This window comes from Paenibacillus sp. J31R109 (assembly GCF_059692055.1).
Genome location: NZ_JCAUAR010000003.1, coordinates 227867 through 246735 on the forward strand (window position 1 = coordinate 227867; position 18869 = coordinate 246735).

14 protein-coding genes are annotated in these 18869 nt (G+C 41.7%); 4 read left to right on the plus strand and 10 right to left on the minus strand.

Annotated elements, in window-relative coordinates; translation table 11 throughout:
• Positions 1 to 24: 24 nt before the first annotated feature.
• From AC58QT_RS11060 to AC58QT_RS11095, 8 genes are all read right to left on the minus strand, one after another.
• Positions 25 to 960: an ABC transporter permease gene (locus AC58QT_RS11060; protein ID WP_497409020.1), complete on the minus strand. Its 936-nt coding sequence runs from the start codon at positions 958 to 960 to the stop codon at positions 25 to 27.
• Between the two features lie 190 nt (positions 961 to 1150).
• Positions 1151 to 2767: a response regulator transcription factor gene (locus tag AC58QT_RS11065; RefSeq protein ID WP_497409021.1), complete on the minus strand. Its 1617-nt coding sequence runs from the start codon at positions 2765 to 2767 to the stop codon at positions 1151 to 1153.
• Positions 2760 to 4547 carry a sensor histidine kinase gene (locus AC58QT_RS11070; protein WP_497409022.1) on the minus strand — a complete coding sequence of 596 codons (1788 nt, stop codon included), beginning with the start codon at positions 4545 to 4547 and terminating at the stop codon, positions 2760 to 2762. The genes AC58QT_RS11065 and AC58QT_RS11070 overlap by 8 nt, the downstream gene beginning before the upstream one ends.
• A gap of 109 nt (positions 4548 to 4656) precedes the next feature.
• Positions 4657 to 5979 carry a CBM96 family carbohydrate-binding protein gene (locus AC58QT_RS11075; protein WP_497409023.1) on the minus strand — a complete coding sequence of 441 codons (1323 nt, stop codon included), beginning with the start codon at positions 5977 to 5979 and terminating at the stop codon, positions 4657 to 4659.
• 405 nt (positions 5980 to 6384) lie between these two features.
• Positions 6385 to 6819 carry a hypothetical protein gene (locus AC58QT_RS11080; RefSeq protein ID WP_497409024.1) on the minus strand — a complete coding sequence of 145 codons (435 nt, stop codon included), beginning with the start codon at positions 6817 to 6819 and terminating at the stop codon, positions 6385 to 6387.
• A 21-nt stretch (positions 6820 to 6840) separates the two neighbouring features.
• On the minus strand, positions 6841 to 8049 hold the full coding sequence (locus tag AC58QT_RS11085) for a methyl-accepting chemotaxis protein (protein ID WP_497409025.1): 1209 nt from the start codon (positions 8047 to 8049) through the stop codon (positions 6841 to 6843).
• 48 nt (positions 8050 to 8097) lie between these two features.
• A complete protein-coding gene (locus AC58QT_RS11090) occupies positions 8098 to 8535 on the minus strand; it encodes a hypothetical protein (RefSeq protein WP_497409026.1) in 438 nt (145 codons plus the stop codon).
• Positions 8536 to 8748: 213 nt separating this feature from the next.
• A complete protein-coding gene (locus AC58QT_RS11095) occupies positions 8749 to 10107 on the minus strand; it encodes a protoglobin domain-containing protein (protein WP_497409027.1) in 1359 nt (452 codons plus the stop codon).
• A 737-nt stretch (positions 10108 to 10844) separates the two neighbouring features.
• On the opposite strand from AC58QT_RS11095, the gene AC58QT_RS11100 reads away from it, so the two are divergent.
• The 4 genes from AC58QT_RS11100 to AC58QT_RS11115 all read left to right on the plus strand — a co-directional run bounded on the left by AC58QT_RS11100 (position 10845) and on the right by AC58QT_RS11115 (position 15785).
• On the plus strand, positions 10845 to 11726 hold the full coding sequence (locus AC58QT_RS11100; protein WP_497409028.1) for a LysR family transcriptional regulator: 882 nt from the start codon (positions 10845 to 10847) through the stop codon (positions 11724 to 11726).
• A 579-nt stretch (positions 11727 to 12305) separates the two neighbouring features.
• Positions 12306 to 13634 carry a spore germination protein gene (locus AC58QT_RS11105; RefSeq protein ID WP_497409029.1) on the plus strand — a complete coding sequence of 443 codons (1329 nt, stop codon included), beginning with the start codon at positions 12306 to 12308 and terminating at the stop codon, positions 13632 to 13634.
• A gap of 5 nt (positions 13635 to 13639) precedes the next feature.
• The gene (locus AC58QT_RS11110; protein ID WP_497409030.1) at positions 13640 to 14710 is read left to right on the plus strand and encodes a GerAB/ArcD/ProY family transporter; all 1071 of its coding nucleotides are present in this window, start codon (positions 13640 to 13642) and stop codon (positions 14708 to 14710) included.
• The gene (locus AC58QT_RS11115) at positions 14703 to 15785 is read left to right on the plus strand and encodes a Ger(x)C family spore germination protein (RefSeq protein ID WP_497409031.1); all 1083 of its coding nucleotides are present in this window, start codon (positions 14703 to 14705) and stop codon (positions 15783 to 15785) included. The genes AC58QT_RS11110 and AC58QT_RS11115 overlap by 8 nt, the downstream gene beginning before the upstream one ends.
• A 45-nt stretch (positions 15786 to 15830) precedes the next feature.
• Here the strand turns inward: AC58QT_RS11115 and AC58QT_RS11120 are convergent, their stop codons facing one another.
• Complete coding sequence (locus AC58QT_RS11120; RefSeq protein WP_497409032.1) at positions 15831 to 17567, minus strand: response regulator; 1737 nt, start codon at positions 17565 to 17567, stop codon at positions 15831 to 15833.
• 293 nt (positions 17568 to 17860) lie between these two features.
• Positions 17861 to 18748 carry a LysR family transcriptional regulator gene (locus AC58QT_RS11125; protein WP_497409033.1) on the minus strand — a complete coding sequence of 296 codons (888 nt, stop codon included), beginning with the start codon at positions 18746 to 18748 and terminating at the stop codon, positions 17861 to 17863.
• Positions 18749 to 18869: the final 121 nt, after the last annotated feature.

The following is an 18869-nucleotide window of genomic DNA, read 5'->3' on the forward strand; positions in this document are numbered from 1 at the left end:
GCTCATCATCTCCTTTCCCCTTTACTAAAAGAGTGCGTTTTGTTTATCTATTTTACGAACCAGATAATTCACGCTTAAAACTAGTACAAAACCGACTACAGCTTGGTATAATCCTGCAGCTGATGACATCCCTGTATCCCCTAAGCGGAGCAATGCGCGATATACGTAGGTGTCAATGACATTTGTCGTCGAGTATAAGGCCCCTGCATCCAAAGGCAATTGATAAAATAATCCGAAATCCGCATTTAAGATGTGACCAATCGCTAGCAGGGTTAGAATGATCATCATCGGCTTGATGGCGGGAAGTGTGATATTCTTCGTTAGCTGCCATTTCGTAGCGCCATCCGTAATTGCAGCTTCATAATACTCTTTATCAATACCTGCGATTGCCGCAAGATAGATAACGGTTGAGTAACCAATGTTTTTCCAAATATGGACAATGGGTAAAATATAGGGCCAATATTTAGGCTCACTGTACCAGGAAATCGGGTCAATACCCAAAGGAGCTAAAATATTCCTATTTAGAAACCCAAACTCCTCACTCAGAAATGAGAAACCCAAGTAACCAACAATGACAGCCGATAAAAAATACGGAAGAAACATCACACTTTGGTACAGATTAGCAAAGTAACGATTTTTTAATTCATTCAATAAAATTGCGAAGGCAACCGAAAACAGTAAGGTTGATGCAATAAATACAAGATTGTAAAGAATAGTGTTTCGGGTGATCACCCATGCATCACTTGAATTAAACAAAAATTTAAAATTGTCGAAACCTACCCATGGACTTTTCCAAAAACCCAACGCATAATTAATGCTTTTGAACGCAACAACCGTTCCGAACATTGGAATGTAATTGTTGAAAATTAAGTAGATGGTCCCCGGTAACAACATGAGAAGTAGGTATCGTTCTTTAAAGATATTTCTCAACAAGGATCCTTTTCTCGATTTTTGAAACATCGTAATCACCTCCCTCCATTGTCGAACATCTCTGTTACCCTTATTATAAAGGTGAGAAATCAAGGTTCCTACGAAGTAACATGACCTCCCTGACGGTTTTATGACAATCAATATCTATAAGTAATCTTCATGTAACATAGAAAAACCCTTGGATGAATTAAGACATTCATTCAAGGGTTTTTCTACGGAGTCAACCTATATTTTGGTAATGTTTGCGAAATTCTTGCGGGCTAATCCCTACTTGTTTCTTGAACATTTTGGCAAAATGAGATAAGTTATCATAACCCATTGCTTCGCAAATTTCACTTATCTTAAGATTCGATTCGGTCAGCATGGTTTTGACTCTCGTCATTTTGGCATAGAGGATAAAATCCATCAAAGTTTGCCCTGTTTCTTTTTTGAACAGCCGTGATAAATAGGCAGAATTCAAGTAAACATAGGAGGCAATGCTTTCTCTGGTCGCATCCTTTAAGTTGGCATGCACATATTGTTTGATTTTTTCGATTAAGGAGGAATTATCCAGCTCTTGGCAATGAATATAATCGACTCCAGCTGTGATAATACGTGATGCCCACAACTTAAATTGAACGATTGAACGTGTAGCTGATGCTTCCCCAACCCACTTTTTGGAACCAATGAACTCCTTTACGGACCAATTTCTTTTATGTGATACCTGATAAACCATTTGCAGCACCGAATGATACAAAACGTCTATCGTTTCGGAAGTGATCGTCTGATCTTGAAGCCCTGTCAAGACGGCTTCCATTCGGTTCAAGAGCTCTTCTTTTTTACCAAGTTCAAATAATACTGCCCAGTCAACCCAATCAATCACAACAGATGATTTTTTCTGATCCGAAGGATTCGCTGGCTGCCCTTGTTGAAATTGAACAACCTTCATATTCGTAATATTGCATGCTTCCAAATCAAGTAATGCATGATAATTCTCACTTAACTCCTTGATATGAACAGGCTTCCCCACGTAACAAGACAGGCTGCAATAAAATAATTGTGCGCATGCTTCAATATACTTATAACAAATCGAGTGTAATTTGTTCAATTGCAGGTCTGTATGCGCTGTCAAATGGATCAAAATGAGATGAATGCCGTTTCGATCTTGAATAACATCCCCAGGCATGGATTGAAAGAACATTTCCGCCGCGGCGTTGCGAAGCGCATACTCCATAATTTCTTCATCACGCAAGCTAAACTCTTTATTCCAAAGTTCTACACTAAGTAAAATTGGCAAAATCAGCGTATCCGGATCAAATGAGAGATTATAGGATGGCAGTAATTCTTTCAGGTTCTCCGCATTCGGAATGACACGTTGAGATAGAATGTCTTGCCAAAACCGCTCCGTCAGCAGCGGCTTCTGCTTTTCCCACAGCTTCACATACGTTTGGTAGGTTTCATCAAATTGATCTACCTTCTTCACTTCCTTAAGCCTGTCTAGCGCTTTAAGCATCACTTGCTGCAATTGAACCATATCAATGGGCTTCAGTAAATATTCGAAACTTCCTAAACGAACAGCCTGCTGTGCATAAGCGAAATCCGCGTGTCCTGTCAAAAAGACAGTCACGATTAGAGGGTAGTGTTCTTTCACCCAATCAACCAATTCAAGTCCGTTACTCCCGGGCATCTCAATATCGCTAAGCATAATATCTATGTTAACCGTACGCATAATTTCCATAGCCTCGTCGGCATCGTACGCACAATAAATGCCACTATACCCCAGCTCTGACCAAGGAATCCCTTTCAAAAGTGCCTCTACGGCATACACTTCATCATCGACAATAAGCAAATTATGCATCCAATATGCCTCCTTGATCTGCTGCGACCAGTTGAATAGGTATGATTAAGCGGATGATGGTTCCCTTCTCAACACCATTATCGAACAAAATTTTCACTTGTGAGCCGTACTTTATTCGTAGACGATGGTGAACATTCCAAATACCAAGATGGTTATGGCCTGAACCAAATCCCTCCGTATATTGACCCGTTTGAAACATGTGCAACTTATCCGCTGGAATTCCCTTTCCGTTATCGATAATGAGTACCTCATAACGGTCTGGTGAGCATACCGATGGCTGTACCTTTATTTCAATATGAAAGATGGCCTTTCCTTTATCCATCCCGTGAATAATGGCATTCTCCACAAAAGGTTGAATCATTAAGGGAAGCACGCTATGCTGCGAATACGCCTCTGGCATGGATATATCAAACAACAATTTATTGGGAAAACGCAGTTTTTGAATTTCTAAATAATGCTCGATATGTCCAAGCTCTTCGGAAAGTAAAATCGTATCCCGATGCGCCCGAGTAATAAAGCGAAAATAATTAGCCAAATGTTTGGTCATTTCTTGAACTAAGTTATTTTTTTCTAGCAAGGATAAGCTGAAAATGATATTTAAGGAATTCAAATAAAAATGCGGGTTAATTTGAGTCTGTAGATGATTGAATTCAGCTTTTTGCGCTTTAAGCATTTCTTCGTATACATTAATTTTCAACGTATGAATTTGGGAGGACATTTTGTTGAATGTTTCGATTAAAAAGGAAAATTCTGTGGTCGAATTATCTTCTAATCTAACATCCAGGTCCCCACGGGTAATTCGGCGCATCCCTTTAATGAGAATATTCATTGGCAGCAAAACAACTTGCTTTACAAATAATAGATAAAAAACGAGTACAATGAGCAATCCTAAGGGAATCAAAAAGAGCAGACGTTGAAAATAAAGCAGCTTTTGAAGCAAAACTTTTTCAGGAATGATGACCGAGAGACTCATTGTCGCGTACTGAAAAGGGAAGCCAACAAGCAAATACTTGGTCCCACTCGCAGCATTTGAAAACGACACATATTTGGAGTCAGCATGATTCATTTTTTTAACAATCTCATTGACATTTTCCATCGATAAGGATGTTGGCAGCAGCGGCGCCCCGTCATTGGACATAAGTAGAAGTTCTTTCCAAGTTCGTCCACGGTTAGGCAATTGAAGCGGTCGCAAAAAACTTTCGATATCAACCACTGCACCAACATAAAGCTCTCGATTAATTTCCTTTGGACTAATTTCGATGACGCGTACCAAATAGTTTTTATGTTCCCAAGACATGATCTGCCAGTTGAGAAAATCAATTTGCTTATTGTCTTGAAAAAACGAATGTAACACGCCTTCGAATTTTTGCACATCTTCATAGGTATTCTGTTGCGTGATCATATCATTATTTTTCTTTGAATAGACAAAGAACGTATCGATTCCTTTATAAATACTAAGATCATCCTTGAATTTTCGTAAAAACCATTGTTTGGCCATGAAATATTCGCCGCTATCCATAGGATACAATGTAAGCGGAATCAAATTGGTATAGGAAAAATCACTAGTGCCTAGACGTAAAATATAATTGCTCGTATCTTCCAATGTTTGATCCAGCAAGGTAACTTTGGATTCTAGAAGATCATAGTAAGACTGCGACACTTCATTTCGAACGACATTCATCGAATAAAAATTATTGTAAAACAGAAAAAAGATCAATGGAGCCGTAACGATAAAAAAACCAAGAATGAATTTGAATTGCAATGTTTTTTTTCGAAGCATTCCGCTAACCTCTTTTTAATTTCATTCTATTGGATATACATGTCATAGGAAAGTGTTAATTTAAACCCTCCATCCGTTTGAACAGAGGGAGGGTTTTCTTACTGTCTATTTAATTATTTTTCACATATACGCGGAAGTAATCTAAGGAGAAAGCTGCTGGGAACGAAGAGGCAACTGGATTATTATTCGTATTTCCACCCATGGCTAGGTTAATGAGAACCTGAGGTGCTGGGCCATCCCATCTAAATAGCGTTCCTTTAACTAAGGTTCCATCTACCCACTTCTGAATATTGCCTTCCTTCCAAATGAGCGTATATAGATGGTAGTCATCTGAAAAATCCGTTCCAGGATGCCAGACCCATTGATTCGTCATGATACTGTAATAATCAGAAAATACACCATCACCATGATCAAATCCTGTCCAGTCATACGTATTCTGTGTAGGTGTATCAAAGAATTCAACGATATCTATTTCAGAAGTCGTAGATCCAGCACCACCAGGAGAATACAGCCAGAAAGCAGGCCAAGCTCCCACTTTTTTAGGTATCTTAGCTCTTAGCTGAAAAATATAGGTTTTCCCATCGTAAGGATAGAAGGTCTCCTTCGTCGTGATTTGGCCGCTGCTTATTCCTCCATCATAGACGCCGCCTAAGTTTGGTGTTGCTGTTAACTCCAAAGTTGTAGATGTTAAATTATGATTTGTGCTATTAATAGGTTGATAACGCTGCCATTCATTATTAATGACCGTTGTTCCTGCTACACCATAAGCGTTAAATGAATTGGAAAGAGATGTGATACTGTTGACGTTACGTGATGTTCCAAACGAGTAATCTCTAAATAGTGTATAACCCGTAAGGTCTGGTCCACTTGGGGGTGGAGTTGTAGTCGTAGTCGTAACAATGTTCGGTGTGGTTGTTCCTTCTTTTGTGGAAAAAGTAACTTCATTTCCGGAAATACCCTTTAAGATGATGGAATACGTTCCATTGCCATTCACAAGTGGTTTAACATCGAAGGAATACGTCATTCCTGCCACAAAAGTCATATTTTTCGATGATAACAAGGCACCTAGAGCAGGCTGGAAATTCCAAGCAAGTGTCGTCTGATTCCAAGTATCATTTCCTGTTCCAGCATATGCGCCTATATTCGCTACTCCACCAACGATACACTTCACATTAAGTACAGCTGTTGTAATGGTTCCCGAGTTACTGACATTGAATTTCATGTACGATCTTTTGTCTTGCGAAAAATTCACTGCCATCGTTGTTGCTGTAGGTCCAATTAAACTTGTTCCCCACATGGTTGCATCATCCGAAGCATTACTGGTTACAGTTGCCGCATTAGCTTCTTTACTTTCAACAAAAAACAAAGTAGATAGAACCATTAGAGTGACCAAAAATGATGATATCAAAGAAATTTTACTCTTAATTACCATAATTTTAACCTCCAGTTTTTCAATGCATCTCATGAAAAACGCTATCAATTTTAGAACATATTCCCCTGCTTTTGTTCTGAACTGACCCCCTTCCTCCGACAAGCACATGTTAGAGAAGAACCACTAGCTAATTCATGTTGGGCATAAGTAATCATATTATTAATATCTCAGTCTCAACAACGAACTTATGTGATCTAATTGACGCTATTATGACAAGATTTAAGTTTTGGGACAAATTTTGTCTGCAACTATTCTTTATTTTGATAAAATAAATAGCCCTACGATTTCTCGTAAAGCCTGTATTAATTAGCTGTATTTTCAATACTAATCTAATAAAGCAACCGCCCCTCCCGAAACCTCACAACCCGCCGATCATGCACTAGGTACTCTCTGTTCGGAAATGACTTAATAGCAGCTACCGCCCACAACCTCTCCATTGAGTCTTTTCCTTAATAGTGACCACAAAAAGGCAACTAAATCTTGGCCTTTTTCACTTTCAAAATGTTCATGATCCAGAAAGGCACGCCATTTGTTATCCCCTCTTGTCCTACATTCGAAAGTCAAATCGAATGATAGCAGCTCAATGAGATTACCTGTACTTAATAAGGGAAAGCATTCTTCATATATGAACTCTCTATCTTCATTGCTGTAAATACAAAAGACCAACTGTTCATTACAATCTGCAACCTTTACAATGTGCACTCCCCCAGTTGGAAGGTGAACAAACATTTCCCCCTCTACTGGATCACCCCATAGTATGTACTTATCAAATTTTACCCTTTCTTTTTCAATTAGTCCTTGTACCTCTTCTACAGAGATTCTATCTCGTTTTAATATCATTTGACGATGCCCTCCTTTCCGCTATACTTTAAATTTCATAACAAGGTTTTCTAAATTTCGGGAATCTTTGCTGAGTAATTCGGTAAAGGTTGAAACTTCTTTAACTAAGCTATTTTGCTTTACCGTCATATCGTTAACACTTTTCACTCCTTTAAGTGATTCTTCAGCAACAGATGCCATATCAGCAACGGAAGCAGCAATTTCTTCTGAGCCAGCCGCCATTTGCTCGCTAACAGCAGAGATTTCTTGGACTTGCTCTGCCACTCGCTGGCTTGATTTCAAAATACTTTCAAATGATACTATCGTGTCTTCTATCCTTTTTTGACCGTTTAGCACCTCTTCTGTCACTTGTTGCATCGCTCGTTCTGTTTCAAGCGAATCATTTTTAATCCCTACTAAAAGTATCGTTATTTGCTTTGCCGACGCGGAGGAATGCTCGGCTAGTTTACGAATTTCATTTGCGACAACAGAAAACCCTCTGCCATGTTCACCTGCTCTTGCCGATTCAATTGATGCATTCAGTGAAAGCAAATTTGTTTGCTTTGATATACCAGATATCGTGGAAACGATATTTTCAATATGAGCTGATCTTTCTTTTAACTGTTCCACAATAGTTACCGTATCACTAACAGAGTGTCCGATTTGAGCCATCTGAGAATTGACTTGCTGAATGTAACCTACCCCATGTTGAGCGTCTTGCTCCGTATTAAATGCTGCTTCAGAAAGATCCTCTGCAGATTCAGCAACCCGCAGCACACCCTTGGACATTTCTTCAATTGCACGGTATGCATCAAGCGTATTTTGCACAGAAGTTATTGCACCTTGCTCAATAACTGCTCCACGTTTCGTAATTTCCTCTGTTGCACTTGCGGTTTCTTTTGTATTTATAACCAACTTGCTTGACGAGCTTAATACACTCCGGGAAGTATCTCGAACATCTCTAATAATCGATTGCAGCGCTTCCATCATCGCATTTAAAGAATTAGAAATTTCTCCAATCTCATCCTTGCTTGTATAATGCAGTCTTCCCGTGAGATCGCCACCGCTCTTTGCAAGTTCGGCTATTTTTTCATTGACGAGCTGAAGATGTTTTAATTTCACAAAAATCATAATGATCATTGCAAGTAGGAGTGCAAATGTAATAACGAGAAAGAGTATCGTTACCGTAAGCATTAAGCTTGCCTTATTTTTTGCAGTAGTTGCTTCACTTTCCTCTCTCGTATTCATCATTAGCTGAAACTGTTGTAGTGATTCCAAAATGACTTTTTTGTTTGAGTCTTAGTTGCTGTCAAACATGAGCTGCCGGGCTTTCGTAAAATCCTTGCTCTCCACAGCTTTCAATGCTGCTTCTTCCGTTGTGACAAGGATATCTGAATTTTGTTTTGCATTTGCAATGAGATCCAGTTCTTCTTTCGGTGCGTCCAATTTAGTCAATTCAACCAAGACGCGATCTCTAGTTCTGGTTTCGTTAACTTCTCTCCAATAGTTGTCATAATGAACTTTATCTCCAAACTGCACATAAGCTCTTGCTTCGTTTGTTAAATAGTCCGAGGCATTGGCTAAATCGATCCCTAATTGTTTGAATACAGCTTGTTGTTTCACAGCGGATCGCTCATGCGCCACACTGCTATCAAGCAGATAAATACTCGCCCCATTCAAAACCGACAATAAAATAAAAACACCACTTGTTGCCTTAAGCCAAGTTGTAATCTTCATAAGAATGTCCAACTCCTCATGTTAGTTATTGATTTATATTTATATCTCTAATTTTTCTCCAGTATCATGAACGATATATGATTAAATGAGTATGATCAATCTAGAGATTATTAACGCTGTGTATAGTTTTATTTAACCACTTGACGTTGTAAACACGAAGCAAAAAAGACTTGATTCCTCAAGCCTTTAAATGAACTAATTATGAAGCTTACTTTAGGCAAAACGCGCGGCTTGCTGGAGCTGATCAGCGGAGATGACAACTTTATCGGTCGCCTGGCCGATCTCCTCAATTGAAACGACAAGCTGCCGCATTCCGGCTAACGAACTCTCCACATCATGCAGGCTGCTGTTCATCGAGTGTACAATTCGCTCAAACGCGGCTTCCGTTGCCTCCGCCTCAGATTTGCTCAACTCGATAATCTTGTTCGCCTGATGGATTTCGGCGGCAACTTTAGCCGCAAAATCACCCGTTTCCCCAATATATGCCTTAATCTGATCGACAGATTGCTTCGTTTGGTTCGACAGCTTGCGCACTTCGTCGGAAACCACCGCGAAGCCTTTGCCGTGCTCACCCGCCCGGGCCGCTTCGATCGCCGAATTCAGCGCCAGCAAATTCGTCTGGCTGGCAATCTCCTGCACAATGTTGACGACTCGACCGATCTGAGTAACCGACGAAGTGAGTTGTACAACCAGCGCTTCAGCTGTCGCCGAGCGTTGATAGATTGCCGTAATGCTCGCCTCCAGCGCGGTCAGCTGGTTTTGCCCTTCCGTGGCGAGCGACTGCGTCTCACGGGACGCCCCAGCACTGCGCTCGACAGAATCGTTCACTTCGTCCGCCGCTGCAATCAGATTTTGCACCGAAGTGTTAGTCTGCTCTGACACTGCCGCAATCTCTTCGCTGACAGTGGTGATTTTCCGCTTTAATTCCTCTTTGACCTGTTCGTACTGCAGTTCCCGCTGCCTGACGTTTTCCTTTTCATACGCCTCCAGCACAATTTGTTGCTCAAAATTGAGAATTTTCGTAATCGCTTTGCTGATGCGCAGGCTTTCATCGCGATCTTCGACATTGCGGTTTACAAGGAGCATCAGTGTGTTCTGCAAATTCTGAAACGCGCCCATGTACCATTTGGGCTCGAGTCCAATCCGGCTATGCACGTCGGCGACGCGCATCCGCTTTTGCAAATACTCCTCGTCAATTCGCCCGCTGAACATCTCGATCAGATGCGACTTTAGCGTTTGTCTAAGCCGTTCGACCGTACTATTGCTTGTAATGATTGCTTGGAGTGATTCTACGCCTGTGATCGTTTGGTAAAAACCGTCCACAATATCCTCGATGTACAGACGCACGAGCGGCTGAACAGACTGTATACAACGCACTTCTTCCAGTGTCAGATCGATCATCTCCAGTTGTTTCAGAATGACCGGGTCTTGCATTTCGATGGTCGCCGGAACTGTCGACTGGTGCCCACTTCGCCAACTTTCATCGAACTTGTGGTATTTGTTTCCAGCAAAGCGATTCAAAACAGGAATGAACAACTGCCTTTTTTTTATGGGTGGCTTATTCTGGGTCATTCTTCGTCACTCTCCAACTCTCAAGTCTTGTAATCTAGTCTTAAATCGATATTAGTTGCAGTCACTTCTACTTCTCCAATATCATGAATTTTATATTATGGAAAAGAGTATGATCAAACTAGATTTTATTAACACTGTGTATAGTTTCATTTAACCATTTCATGTAAGATAACCGAATAAATTCTAAACAGATCCGAAATATACTACAAGGAGCACTCATGTAACGTCGAATCGTAAAGAGTTATCTGATTAATGAACCATGGATGTGATTTGGATCCTATCGAGGTCCTTTTATGGACTTCATATACCACTGCTAGTATCAGGCCGAATGGCACTATTCTAGTTGATTGAGGGAGCAACATGTAGGGGGAGCTTTGAGAGAGGATTGTTGATTGGCGGCGTTGGTTTACATTATCTCGATTTCAATCCTTTAATCGTCTAGCTTTCCATCCGTCAGCTCTCCATTTATGTTCGAGAATGCGGTAAATTCAATGTGATGCGGGCTCTGCTCTTGAATATAGAGTTACTCCATATACACATTTGACTTTTCCATATATAATATGGATAATTCTTGAACCTGCTGAATGAGCTGTGTAAGAGAGTCTAGTAGTTAAGGGGAACGCTCTTAACGATTTCTCCAGTATTTGAACATTATATTATTAAAATGAGTATGATCAATCTAGAGATAGTTAACACCGTGTATAGTTGTATTTAACCACTTGAGGTAAGGTGCCCCTATGAATTCAGAACAAATCCGATATATTCTACAAGTAGCCTCAGAAAAATCAATACGAAAAGCAGCAGATAAATTACATATAACTGCCTCAGCGATTAGTCAATCCATTCAAGCATTAGAAAATGAACTAGGTATAACCATATTCCAACGAACTAGCAAGGGAACAATTCCAACACTTGAAGGCGAAATCGTACTGTCAAAACTTATAGAAATGAAAACAAAATATTTAGAATTATACGAAGAAATTAATCTCGCAAAAAATGGGAATAATTTGAAATTGAGGATATCGTATTCTAATACATTTGGACATATCATTAAACAAGCGTTAGTTTCTTTCAAAAAGGAATTTAAAGATATCCAAATAGAGCTCCTAGAAAAATTGCCTCAACAGATTTGCGAAGAAATTACAACCAATTGCATCGATCTTGCCTTTATTGGTGAACAACAAGAATTAATGAATCGTAATCTTGACATTGAAAAGCTATATACAAGCTATTTGTGCATTTGCGTTGGAAAAGAGTCTCGTTTTCGATTTAAAGAATATTTAACATGGAAGGATTTAAGAAACGAATCCATCATTCTTCTCGACTCTAGCTCTCATAAAGAAATGTTCAAAAGAGCAAATCTAGATCAGAATCCAATTTATGTAACGGTAACCGTTACTGAACCAATTGGTGAATTTATGATAAAATCGAATGCCTTTACAATTTTTGACAATTTTACTTTAAAGGGCCATGATTACATTCTTAATGGAACTTTAATCCTAATTCCATATAAAAATCCAGATTTATTATATAGAGATATTTGGGCCGTTCATTGCAATACGAATCTATCCAGCTACACCAAGGCATTTTCAAAACATGTACGAGCTCAATTTGACTAATAGAGTAAACTATTATAAAGAAACCGATGTTTGGTGACAAATTGGTTTTCAAGTGAACAAAGCCAGCAAACACATAGTTTGCTGGCTTTGTTCACTTGAAAATTATAGTGACAAATAAAGTTTTGAAATGCTTCACCTGAACTATCGACTGGTGCCCAATTCGCCAGCATTCATCGATCTTGTGGTGTTAGCCCTCAGCGAAGTGCTGCAAACCGGGAATGGAAGTGGGTTTTCTAGGACGTTTTTCGGGTCACTCTACCTCTCTCAAAATCTCTCAACATCTTATGTATATGATTCCTTTCGTGAGTATCTTCAGTGGATCCATTCCCATTAGGACGAAACGCAAAAAGGTCTTTTGTCTCCAATAACAAAAGACGAAAGACTTAACGACGTACTCAATACCACTCCGAATTTATGCTTTAATTATGATATTCAATTTCCCTCCGACCAGCTAAGTACACATCAACGTAAATCACAGAAATTAACGAAGGTCGCTTCTCCTTCGACATCCGTATTCTTGTGCCTGTTTTTTACATAATTCTGGTTACGATTGCCAATACTAAAGCTCAGGTGATGGAAATGCTTGTAGAGCACAGCAAGACGCAGCGAAAACAGATCGTTGAGCAACTGGGGCACGCATTAGACTTCCACATTCAGCCCCTTCAGATACGCGGGATCTCGTTAGAAATAATCGCTTTAACCAGTCTGGTAGATGTTGCAGCAACAGCTCGACGCCTGTCGGAAGCCGGACGAGAACACGCATCGAATTGGGAGGATCTGCTCGGAGAGCTTGGCGCAGAAGCACCGCGAGGGGATCTTGTCCAAGGCCTTCTTGAAGGCAAGACCCTGATTCTGCAGCCTGAAGGAACAGGTGCAGCCTGGGTGCAGTCCGAAGTGAAGCAGCTGTATCGCCCGGTCGGCACGACGAACAATCAGAATATCCTCATCTCATCGCAAACCGGTTTCATCGAAAACCTGACGACCAATATCGGGCTGATCCGGAGCGAGCTTCGTTCCCCGGATTTAAAGCAGGTGAATGTCGACATCGGTTCACGCGAGAAGAGAAGAATTCTCGTGCTTTCATTGACAAACGTGGCGGATCCGGCGTTAGTAACCGATATCGAGAAAGCGCTGCAAGCGCACGCGAACAAGCCGTTCGCTTCACTTCAGCAAGTCTCCAGCTGGCTACGCAGTACGCCAAAATGGAGTCCCCTCCCATCGTTCGTCAAGACGGAGTCGCCGCACGAGGTCGCTTTTTTCCTGAAAAAAGGCCGAATTGTACTGCTTGTCGATGGCTATCCGGAAGCCATCGTCATTCCCGTAGAGCTACCTGACCTGTTCATCGCGGATACCGACCGCGAATATACGCCCACTACCGCGTTTATGATCGTTACGTTCCGTATTCTAGGCGTACTCATCGCCATCTGCGCGCCAGCGTCTTATGTTGCTCTCATTTCGGTGAATCCGGACGTTATGAAAATCGAGCTCATCTATTCCATCGCGTTGAGCCGAGTCGGCGTTCCTTACCCCTCCTTGACGGAAGCGCTCATTCTGCTTTTCATTATCGAGATGTTGTTCGAAGCGCTCGTTCGGCTTCCAAAGAGCATCGGTCCTGCGATGACCATGGTCGGCGGCATTATTCTCGGACAGGCTGTCGTCGAAGCGAATCTCGTCAGCAGTCTGTTGATTATCATCATCGCAGCTTCTACCATCGCCAATTTTACCGTCATTGGGTATCACTTTACTCTCGTCATCCGGTTATGGCGTTATATCATGCTCTTCTTTGCTTCGTTGTTCGGTCCGCTCGGCATCGTATGTGGATTCTATATATTACTCTCGCTCGTCAGCTCGGCTATGCTAATGCGGCATCCAATGATTCCATTCGAGCCTATTAGGAAAAAGGAGTGAACAGAATGATCCGAGGAATCAGTGTCGCGACCTTCTTTCTTGTGCTACAGTTCGGATTGTTAATATTCGTGTTCCCAAAAAGCATCATTCAATCCCAACCCAGCGGCCATTGGTTCGTCATCATCATCGGATGGCTGGTTCAAGGTTTGATGCTGCGTCTGTTCATCGGAGGCTTTCGCGCCGATAAGACCAATCTGCTTACCAAGCTCCAACAGTCCGGATCATGGTTTCGCTTAGGCTTGGTTTGGCCTTTCATATTCAGCAATATGTTTGCCATCGGAATCATGATCCGCGGACATGCCCAAATTCTCAGCATCCTGTATTTGCCTCAGACTCCATTATGGGTGTTGTTAGTGCTGTTGATCGCAACCGCGCTTAGTATTTCTTACGCCGAGCGCGATTCGCTGCTGCGGCTATCACTCGTGATTGGCAGCTTCGGGCTCCCCCTTTTGTCCTTAACCATCTTTTCCACCATAAAGTACGCGAATCTAGACATGATTTTTCCGATCAAGCCAACATTGGAGTTCATGAATGAACCGGGTATTCTGCCGGCATTCTCAATTTTCGTAAATGTCTTCGGCCTGATCGGCTTCTTCGGGCCTTATGCCGAATCCGAAAAGCGCTGGCTATGGGGGGCATGGGTCGTTTCGCTCTTCTTATATCTGTTGAACGTCTATCTTCCGATCAGTGCATTCGGCCAAGAAGTCGCGGACAATCTCCGATTTCCCATGATCGTGCTGTTGGACACGGTTCGAGTAAATTGGTTTTTCTTCGACCGGATGTCCCTGTTCTACATCATGGCCACCATGTTCAGCACGTTGATTAATATTAGCGGTCTGCTATGGGTAACAAGACAGCTTGCCCATCATTCTTCCTTCGTCCCAAGACTGATTACAAATCCAGTATTCGTGGGAGCGTTTGCGATAGTCTTCGCGTATTACGTTCCCAGTTTGGAAGATTTAGAACGGTTATTGCTCTCGGGAGGGCCATTGCGTTTCTGCTTACTATTCATCCTTGCGATGGTCAGCTTTTATTACCGCAATCGGGTAAAGATCGGAGGAAAACCACGTGTGTAAGCGAGTGCGAACAGGGATATGTCTCCTCGCCATCTGGCTCGGATGCTGCCTAATTACAACAGGATGCTGGGATTACCATGATATCAATCAGCGTACCGTACCCGTAATAATGGGTGTTTCCAAAGGGCAGGAGAAGAAGTATAAAGTTTCGCTGCAGATCCCCATTCCAGCAGAACAGAAGCTGAACGTCAAAGTCGTCTCTCGGGAAGCCTCTACGATCAGCGAAGGCATTGACAACATTCGTACTGATATCGAGAATTACATCGATTTACTTAGCATACAGCTAATAGTCGTCAGCCAAGAGCTCGCCCTTGAAGGACTGCAAGACGCATTGACTAATGCGATCCGAGCTACGGCATTCCCTCCAAAGACATTACTTGCCGTAACAGACAGCGACATGGAAGAATTGTTGAGCAATACGAAGAAGGCTATTACGAGCGACATCACGACTTTCTACAAGTTCGCGAACAAACGCGCCGGATGGACGCCCAAAACGGCGAAGGCCAGCTTAATGGAGTCCTTCTCCTCGACACGATCCTATACACAGGACGTCTTGCTCCCGATTATTAAACCGGGCCGTGAGACGGTGCTCGAGTTCGATGGATCCGCCATACTAAAGAAAGGGAAAATGATCGGCCGGCTGAGCGATAAAGAGACGCTGGTCGTAAACGTGATCACCAACCGCTTTTACGGCGCGGACGTCGAAGTGCTGGAAAGTGCGAGCCTCAACATTCTATCCGCCCATATGCACTGGAGTAGCCGGGTGACGGAGAACGGTCCGGAATTGGTAGGCAAGCTCAGCTTGCAGACAAGCCTATCGGAATCGAGAATCGAGAAGCCTAAAAGCGAACATGAGTCCGATCTCGAAAAGTTATTCTTGAAAGATTTGGAGCGTGTCACGAACAAGCTGATTCAAACAGGTGCCGATCCGATGGGGCTGGGCAATCATTTCCGCAGCAAAATTCCATTCGAGAATCTTGCAAAGTGGCGCAGCGATTATTATCCTGAATTAAAAGTTCACTACCTCGTTCAAGTCAAGATTAATAACCTAGGTAGCCTAGTGCAAGCGGAATAGCTTAGACAAATTAATCGGACTATTAGTCGTCGCAAAGAAAAGCAATTAATGACTTCGTGCAGCGAACAACATCTTGCTCACTTTCATTTCCACATCAATTAAGGAGAATGGTTTAAACATATACGCATCTGCACCAAGTTTCAGCCCCTTATGTACATCCTCTTCGCTGCTTCTTCCGGATAGGAGTATGATTTGGGTTTTTGCTGCACGTGTGCCTTCTGTTCTCAATCTATCAAGCACTTCAAATCCGCTCATCCCCGGCATAATGCAGTCCAAGATACAAATATCTGGCTGATCCTCGACTAAGATCCGATAAGCAGTTTCTCCGTCTTGCGCTTCAATCAGTTTGTAGGGCCTCTTCCTGAATTGATCGGCAAGCATCGTACGGAGCAAACGGTCATCGTCAGCAATCAATATTGTTATGGACTTTTCGGATGGAAGTTCCAAGTCAGCCGGATTTTCCCTCGTCATCCCGTAGGACGTTCGAACAACACGGTTCCGCCCGTTGCATTTTGCTTTATACATTGTATAATCCACGACTTGAAACCAGTTCTGAACAGACTTGCTTGAATTCCAGGACGAGATGCCTGCCGAAAAAGTAATAAAATAGTCAAAAAAATCGTGTTGGGCAATCGGCTCATTGCGAACTTGTTGCAAGATGCGGTTCATGATTTGTTCCGCTTCGAGATCGGTAATCCCCGGCAAAATGACACCAAACTCTTCACCACCAAGCCGTGCCAGTATATCGGTGTTCCTCAGGCAGCTTTGCAGCAAGTGACTGAATTTCTGCAGCACGAGATCGCCAGCTGGATGACCATGTTTATCGTTAATGGCTTTAAAGAAATCAATGTCAATGATGACCAGCGTCAACGGCTCATTGTATCTCTGTGCACGGTTTACTTCCACTTGAAGCTGCAGGTCGAAATACCGTCGATTATGAATTCCGGTCAACGGATCGTTAAACGCCATGAGCGCAAACTCCATGTGACGCAGTAGCATCCGTTGAATCCGCGCGCTCAGATCTTCATAGCGAAATGGTTTGGTGACGAAATCGTCAGCCCCCATTCGAAAGCATCGGACGACATCTTTCATATCATTGCGGCCGGACAACACAAGCATGGGAAGCCATTTAATCATTGGATCTTCTTTCAGCACCTCGAATATTTCATATCCGCTCTTCGGATGCATCATAAGATCAAGCGTAATTAACTGATAGTCATTCTCTTTCAGCAGCTTGATTGCAGTTTCCACATTCGAGGCCTCATCTACGATATAACCCTCAAGCCTAAGCTTGCGAGCCAAATAAGACCGTAACACACGGTCATCATCTACAACCAGCAATCTGCTGCCTAAGAGTTGAGAGGGGAGGACCTCCTTGAGCGGTGCTTGCTTTTGTTCCAACAGAAGTTCCTTGCAGTTGACTTCAAATTCCATTTCAAGCTCATGTAAAAGGGAGCGACTGGCTACGTAGCAATCCTGAACCTGACTTTGAATGTCGTTTCCTGATAAGTAATTCGTTTCGTAGCTCCATTCCCAGCATTCGGCGAATTGGGCAGCTACTCTTCCCATGCGAACCATTCCCAGAATCGGGGCGGTTCCTTTGATGGTATGACCGATACGGTACCATTCTCTCGATTGTTCGATCAGCTCATCAGAACTGATTGTGTTTGTAGGATCCTTCAAAACTTCCAGTTGCTGCCTCAGTTCGTCGAGATACTTTTGTCTACTTTCAAACTCCAAACTCAGGCTAGCTTTCTCGTAATCATGGATATTCTCATCCAAGCTGTATTCCTCATTTCTCTCATGTTGTCAAGATCACATTTATGAGCATAGATGCTTAACAGGCCGATTGTACCGTTTCGAGAAGCGGTCAAGCTTTTTGCATGAAACTAAATTTTTATATAATAAATGGATGATAGAGCAGACTTCTCCATCATCTTGTAATTATATTATTTAAATGAGTAGGTTCAACCCAGATATTATTAACACTGTGTACAGTTTTATTTATCCACTTGAGGTATGGTGCCCCATGAATTCTGTTAGTGAATTAATGAAGGGGCTGTCCCACGAAGTGCTTACTCTTTCTCAAATTGAGCAAGTAAATGTTTTGAGAATGCCTTGGTATAGCTGGTTAGATTCGTATTGCAATGAACGGCCCAAATATCTCTATATAAAAAATCTGGATTTTTATATGGAATTTGAATTAGATTTCCATTAATAATGTGATCATGGCCCTTTACTGTGAAATTGTCCATAATTGTAAAGGCATTCGATTTCATTATAAACTCACCCATTGGTTCAGTAACGGTCACCGTTACATAAATTGAATTCCCATCTAAATTTGCTCTTTTGATCATTTCTTTATGAGAGCTAGAGTCGAGAACAATGATGGATTCGTTTTTTAAATCCTTCCATGTTAAATATTCTTTAAATCGAAAACGAGACTCTCTTCCAACGCAAATGCAAAAATGGCTTTTATATAGCGTTTCAATATCAAGATTCCGATTCATTAATTCTTTTTCTTCAGGAATAAAAGCAAGATCGATGCTATTGGTTGTAATTTCTTCACAAATCTGCTGAGGCAATTTTTCTAGGAGCTCTATTTGGATATCTTTAAATTCCTTTTTGAAAGAAACTAACGCTTGTTTAATGATATGTCCAAATGTATTAGAATACGATATCCTCAATTTCAAATTATTTCCATTTTTTGCGCGATTAATTTCTTCGTATAATTCGATATATTTAGCTTTTATATCCAAAAGTTTTGATAGTATGATTTCGCCTTCAAGTGTTGGAATTGTTCCTTTGCTAGTGCGTTGGAATATGGTTATTCCTAGTTCGTTTTCTAAGGATTGAATGGATTGACTAATGGCTGAGGCAGTTATATGTAACTTATTTGCTGCTTTTCGTATTGATTGATCTGTGGCTACTTGTAGAATATATCGAATTTGTTCTGAATTCATGGGGGCACCTTACCTCAAGTGGTTAAATACAACTATTCACGATGTTAGTAATCTCTATGTTAATCATAATAGGTAGTAATTAGCCAGCTATATTTCTCTCTAGAGAAAGGGCCCCCTCCGA

Coding starts and splice junctions, on each gene's coding strand:
- AC58QT_RS11060 (WP_497409020.1), bottom strand. CDS start 960: ATGTTTCAAAAATCGAGAAAAGGATCCTTGTTGAGAAATATCTTTAAA.
- AC58QT_RS11065 (WP_497409021.1), bottom strand. CDS start 2,767: ATGCATAATTTGCTTATTGTCGATGATGAAGTGTATGCCGTAGAGGCA.
- AC58QT_RS11070 (WP_497409022.1), bottom strand. CDS start 4,547: ATGCTTCGAAAAAAAACATTGCAATTCAAATTCATTCTTGGTTTTTTT.
- AC58QT_RS11075 (WP_497409023.1), bottom strand. CDS start 5,979: ATGGTAATTAAGAGTAAAATTTCTTTGATATCATCATTTTTGGTCACT.
- AC58QT_RS11080 (WP_497409024.1), bottom strand. CDS start 6,819: ATGATATTAAAACGAGATAGAATCTCTGTAGAAGAGGTACAAGGACTA.
- AC58QT_RS11085 (WP_497409025.1), bottom strand. CDS start 8,049: ATGATGAATACGAGAGAGGAAAGTGAAGCAACTACTGCAAAAAATAAG.
- AC58QT_RS11090 (WP_497409026.1), bottom strand. CDS start 8,535: ATGAAGATTACAACTTGGCTTAAGGCAACAAGTGGTGTTTTTATTTTA.
- AC58QT_RS11095 (WP_497409027.1), bottom strand. CDS start 10,107: ATGACCCAGAATAAGCCACCCATAAAAAAAAGGCAGTTGTTCATTCCT.
- AC58QT_RS11100 (WP_497409028.1), top strand. CDS start 10,845: ATGAATTCAGAACAAATCCGATATATTCTACAAGTAGCCTCAGAAAAA.
- AC58QT_RS11105 (WP_497409029.1), top strand. CDS start 12,306: ATGCTTGTAGAGCACAGCAAGACGCAGCGAAAACAGATCGTTGAGCAA.
- AC58QT_RS11110 (WP_497409030.1), top strand. CDS start 13,640: ATGATCCGAGGAATCAGTGTCGCGACCTTCTTTCTTGTGCTACAGTTC.
- AC58QT_RS11125 (WP_497409033.1), bottom strand. CDS start 18,748: ATGAATTCAGAACAAATTCGATATATTCTACAAGTAGCCACAGATCAA.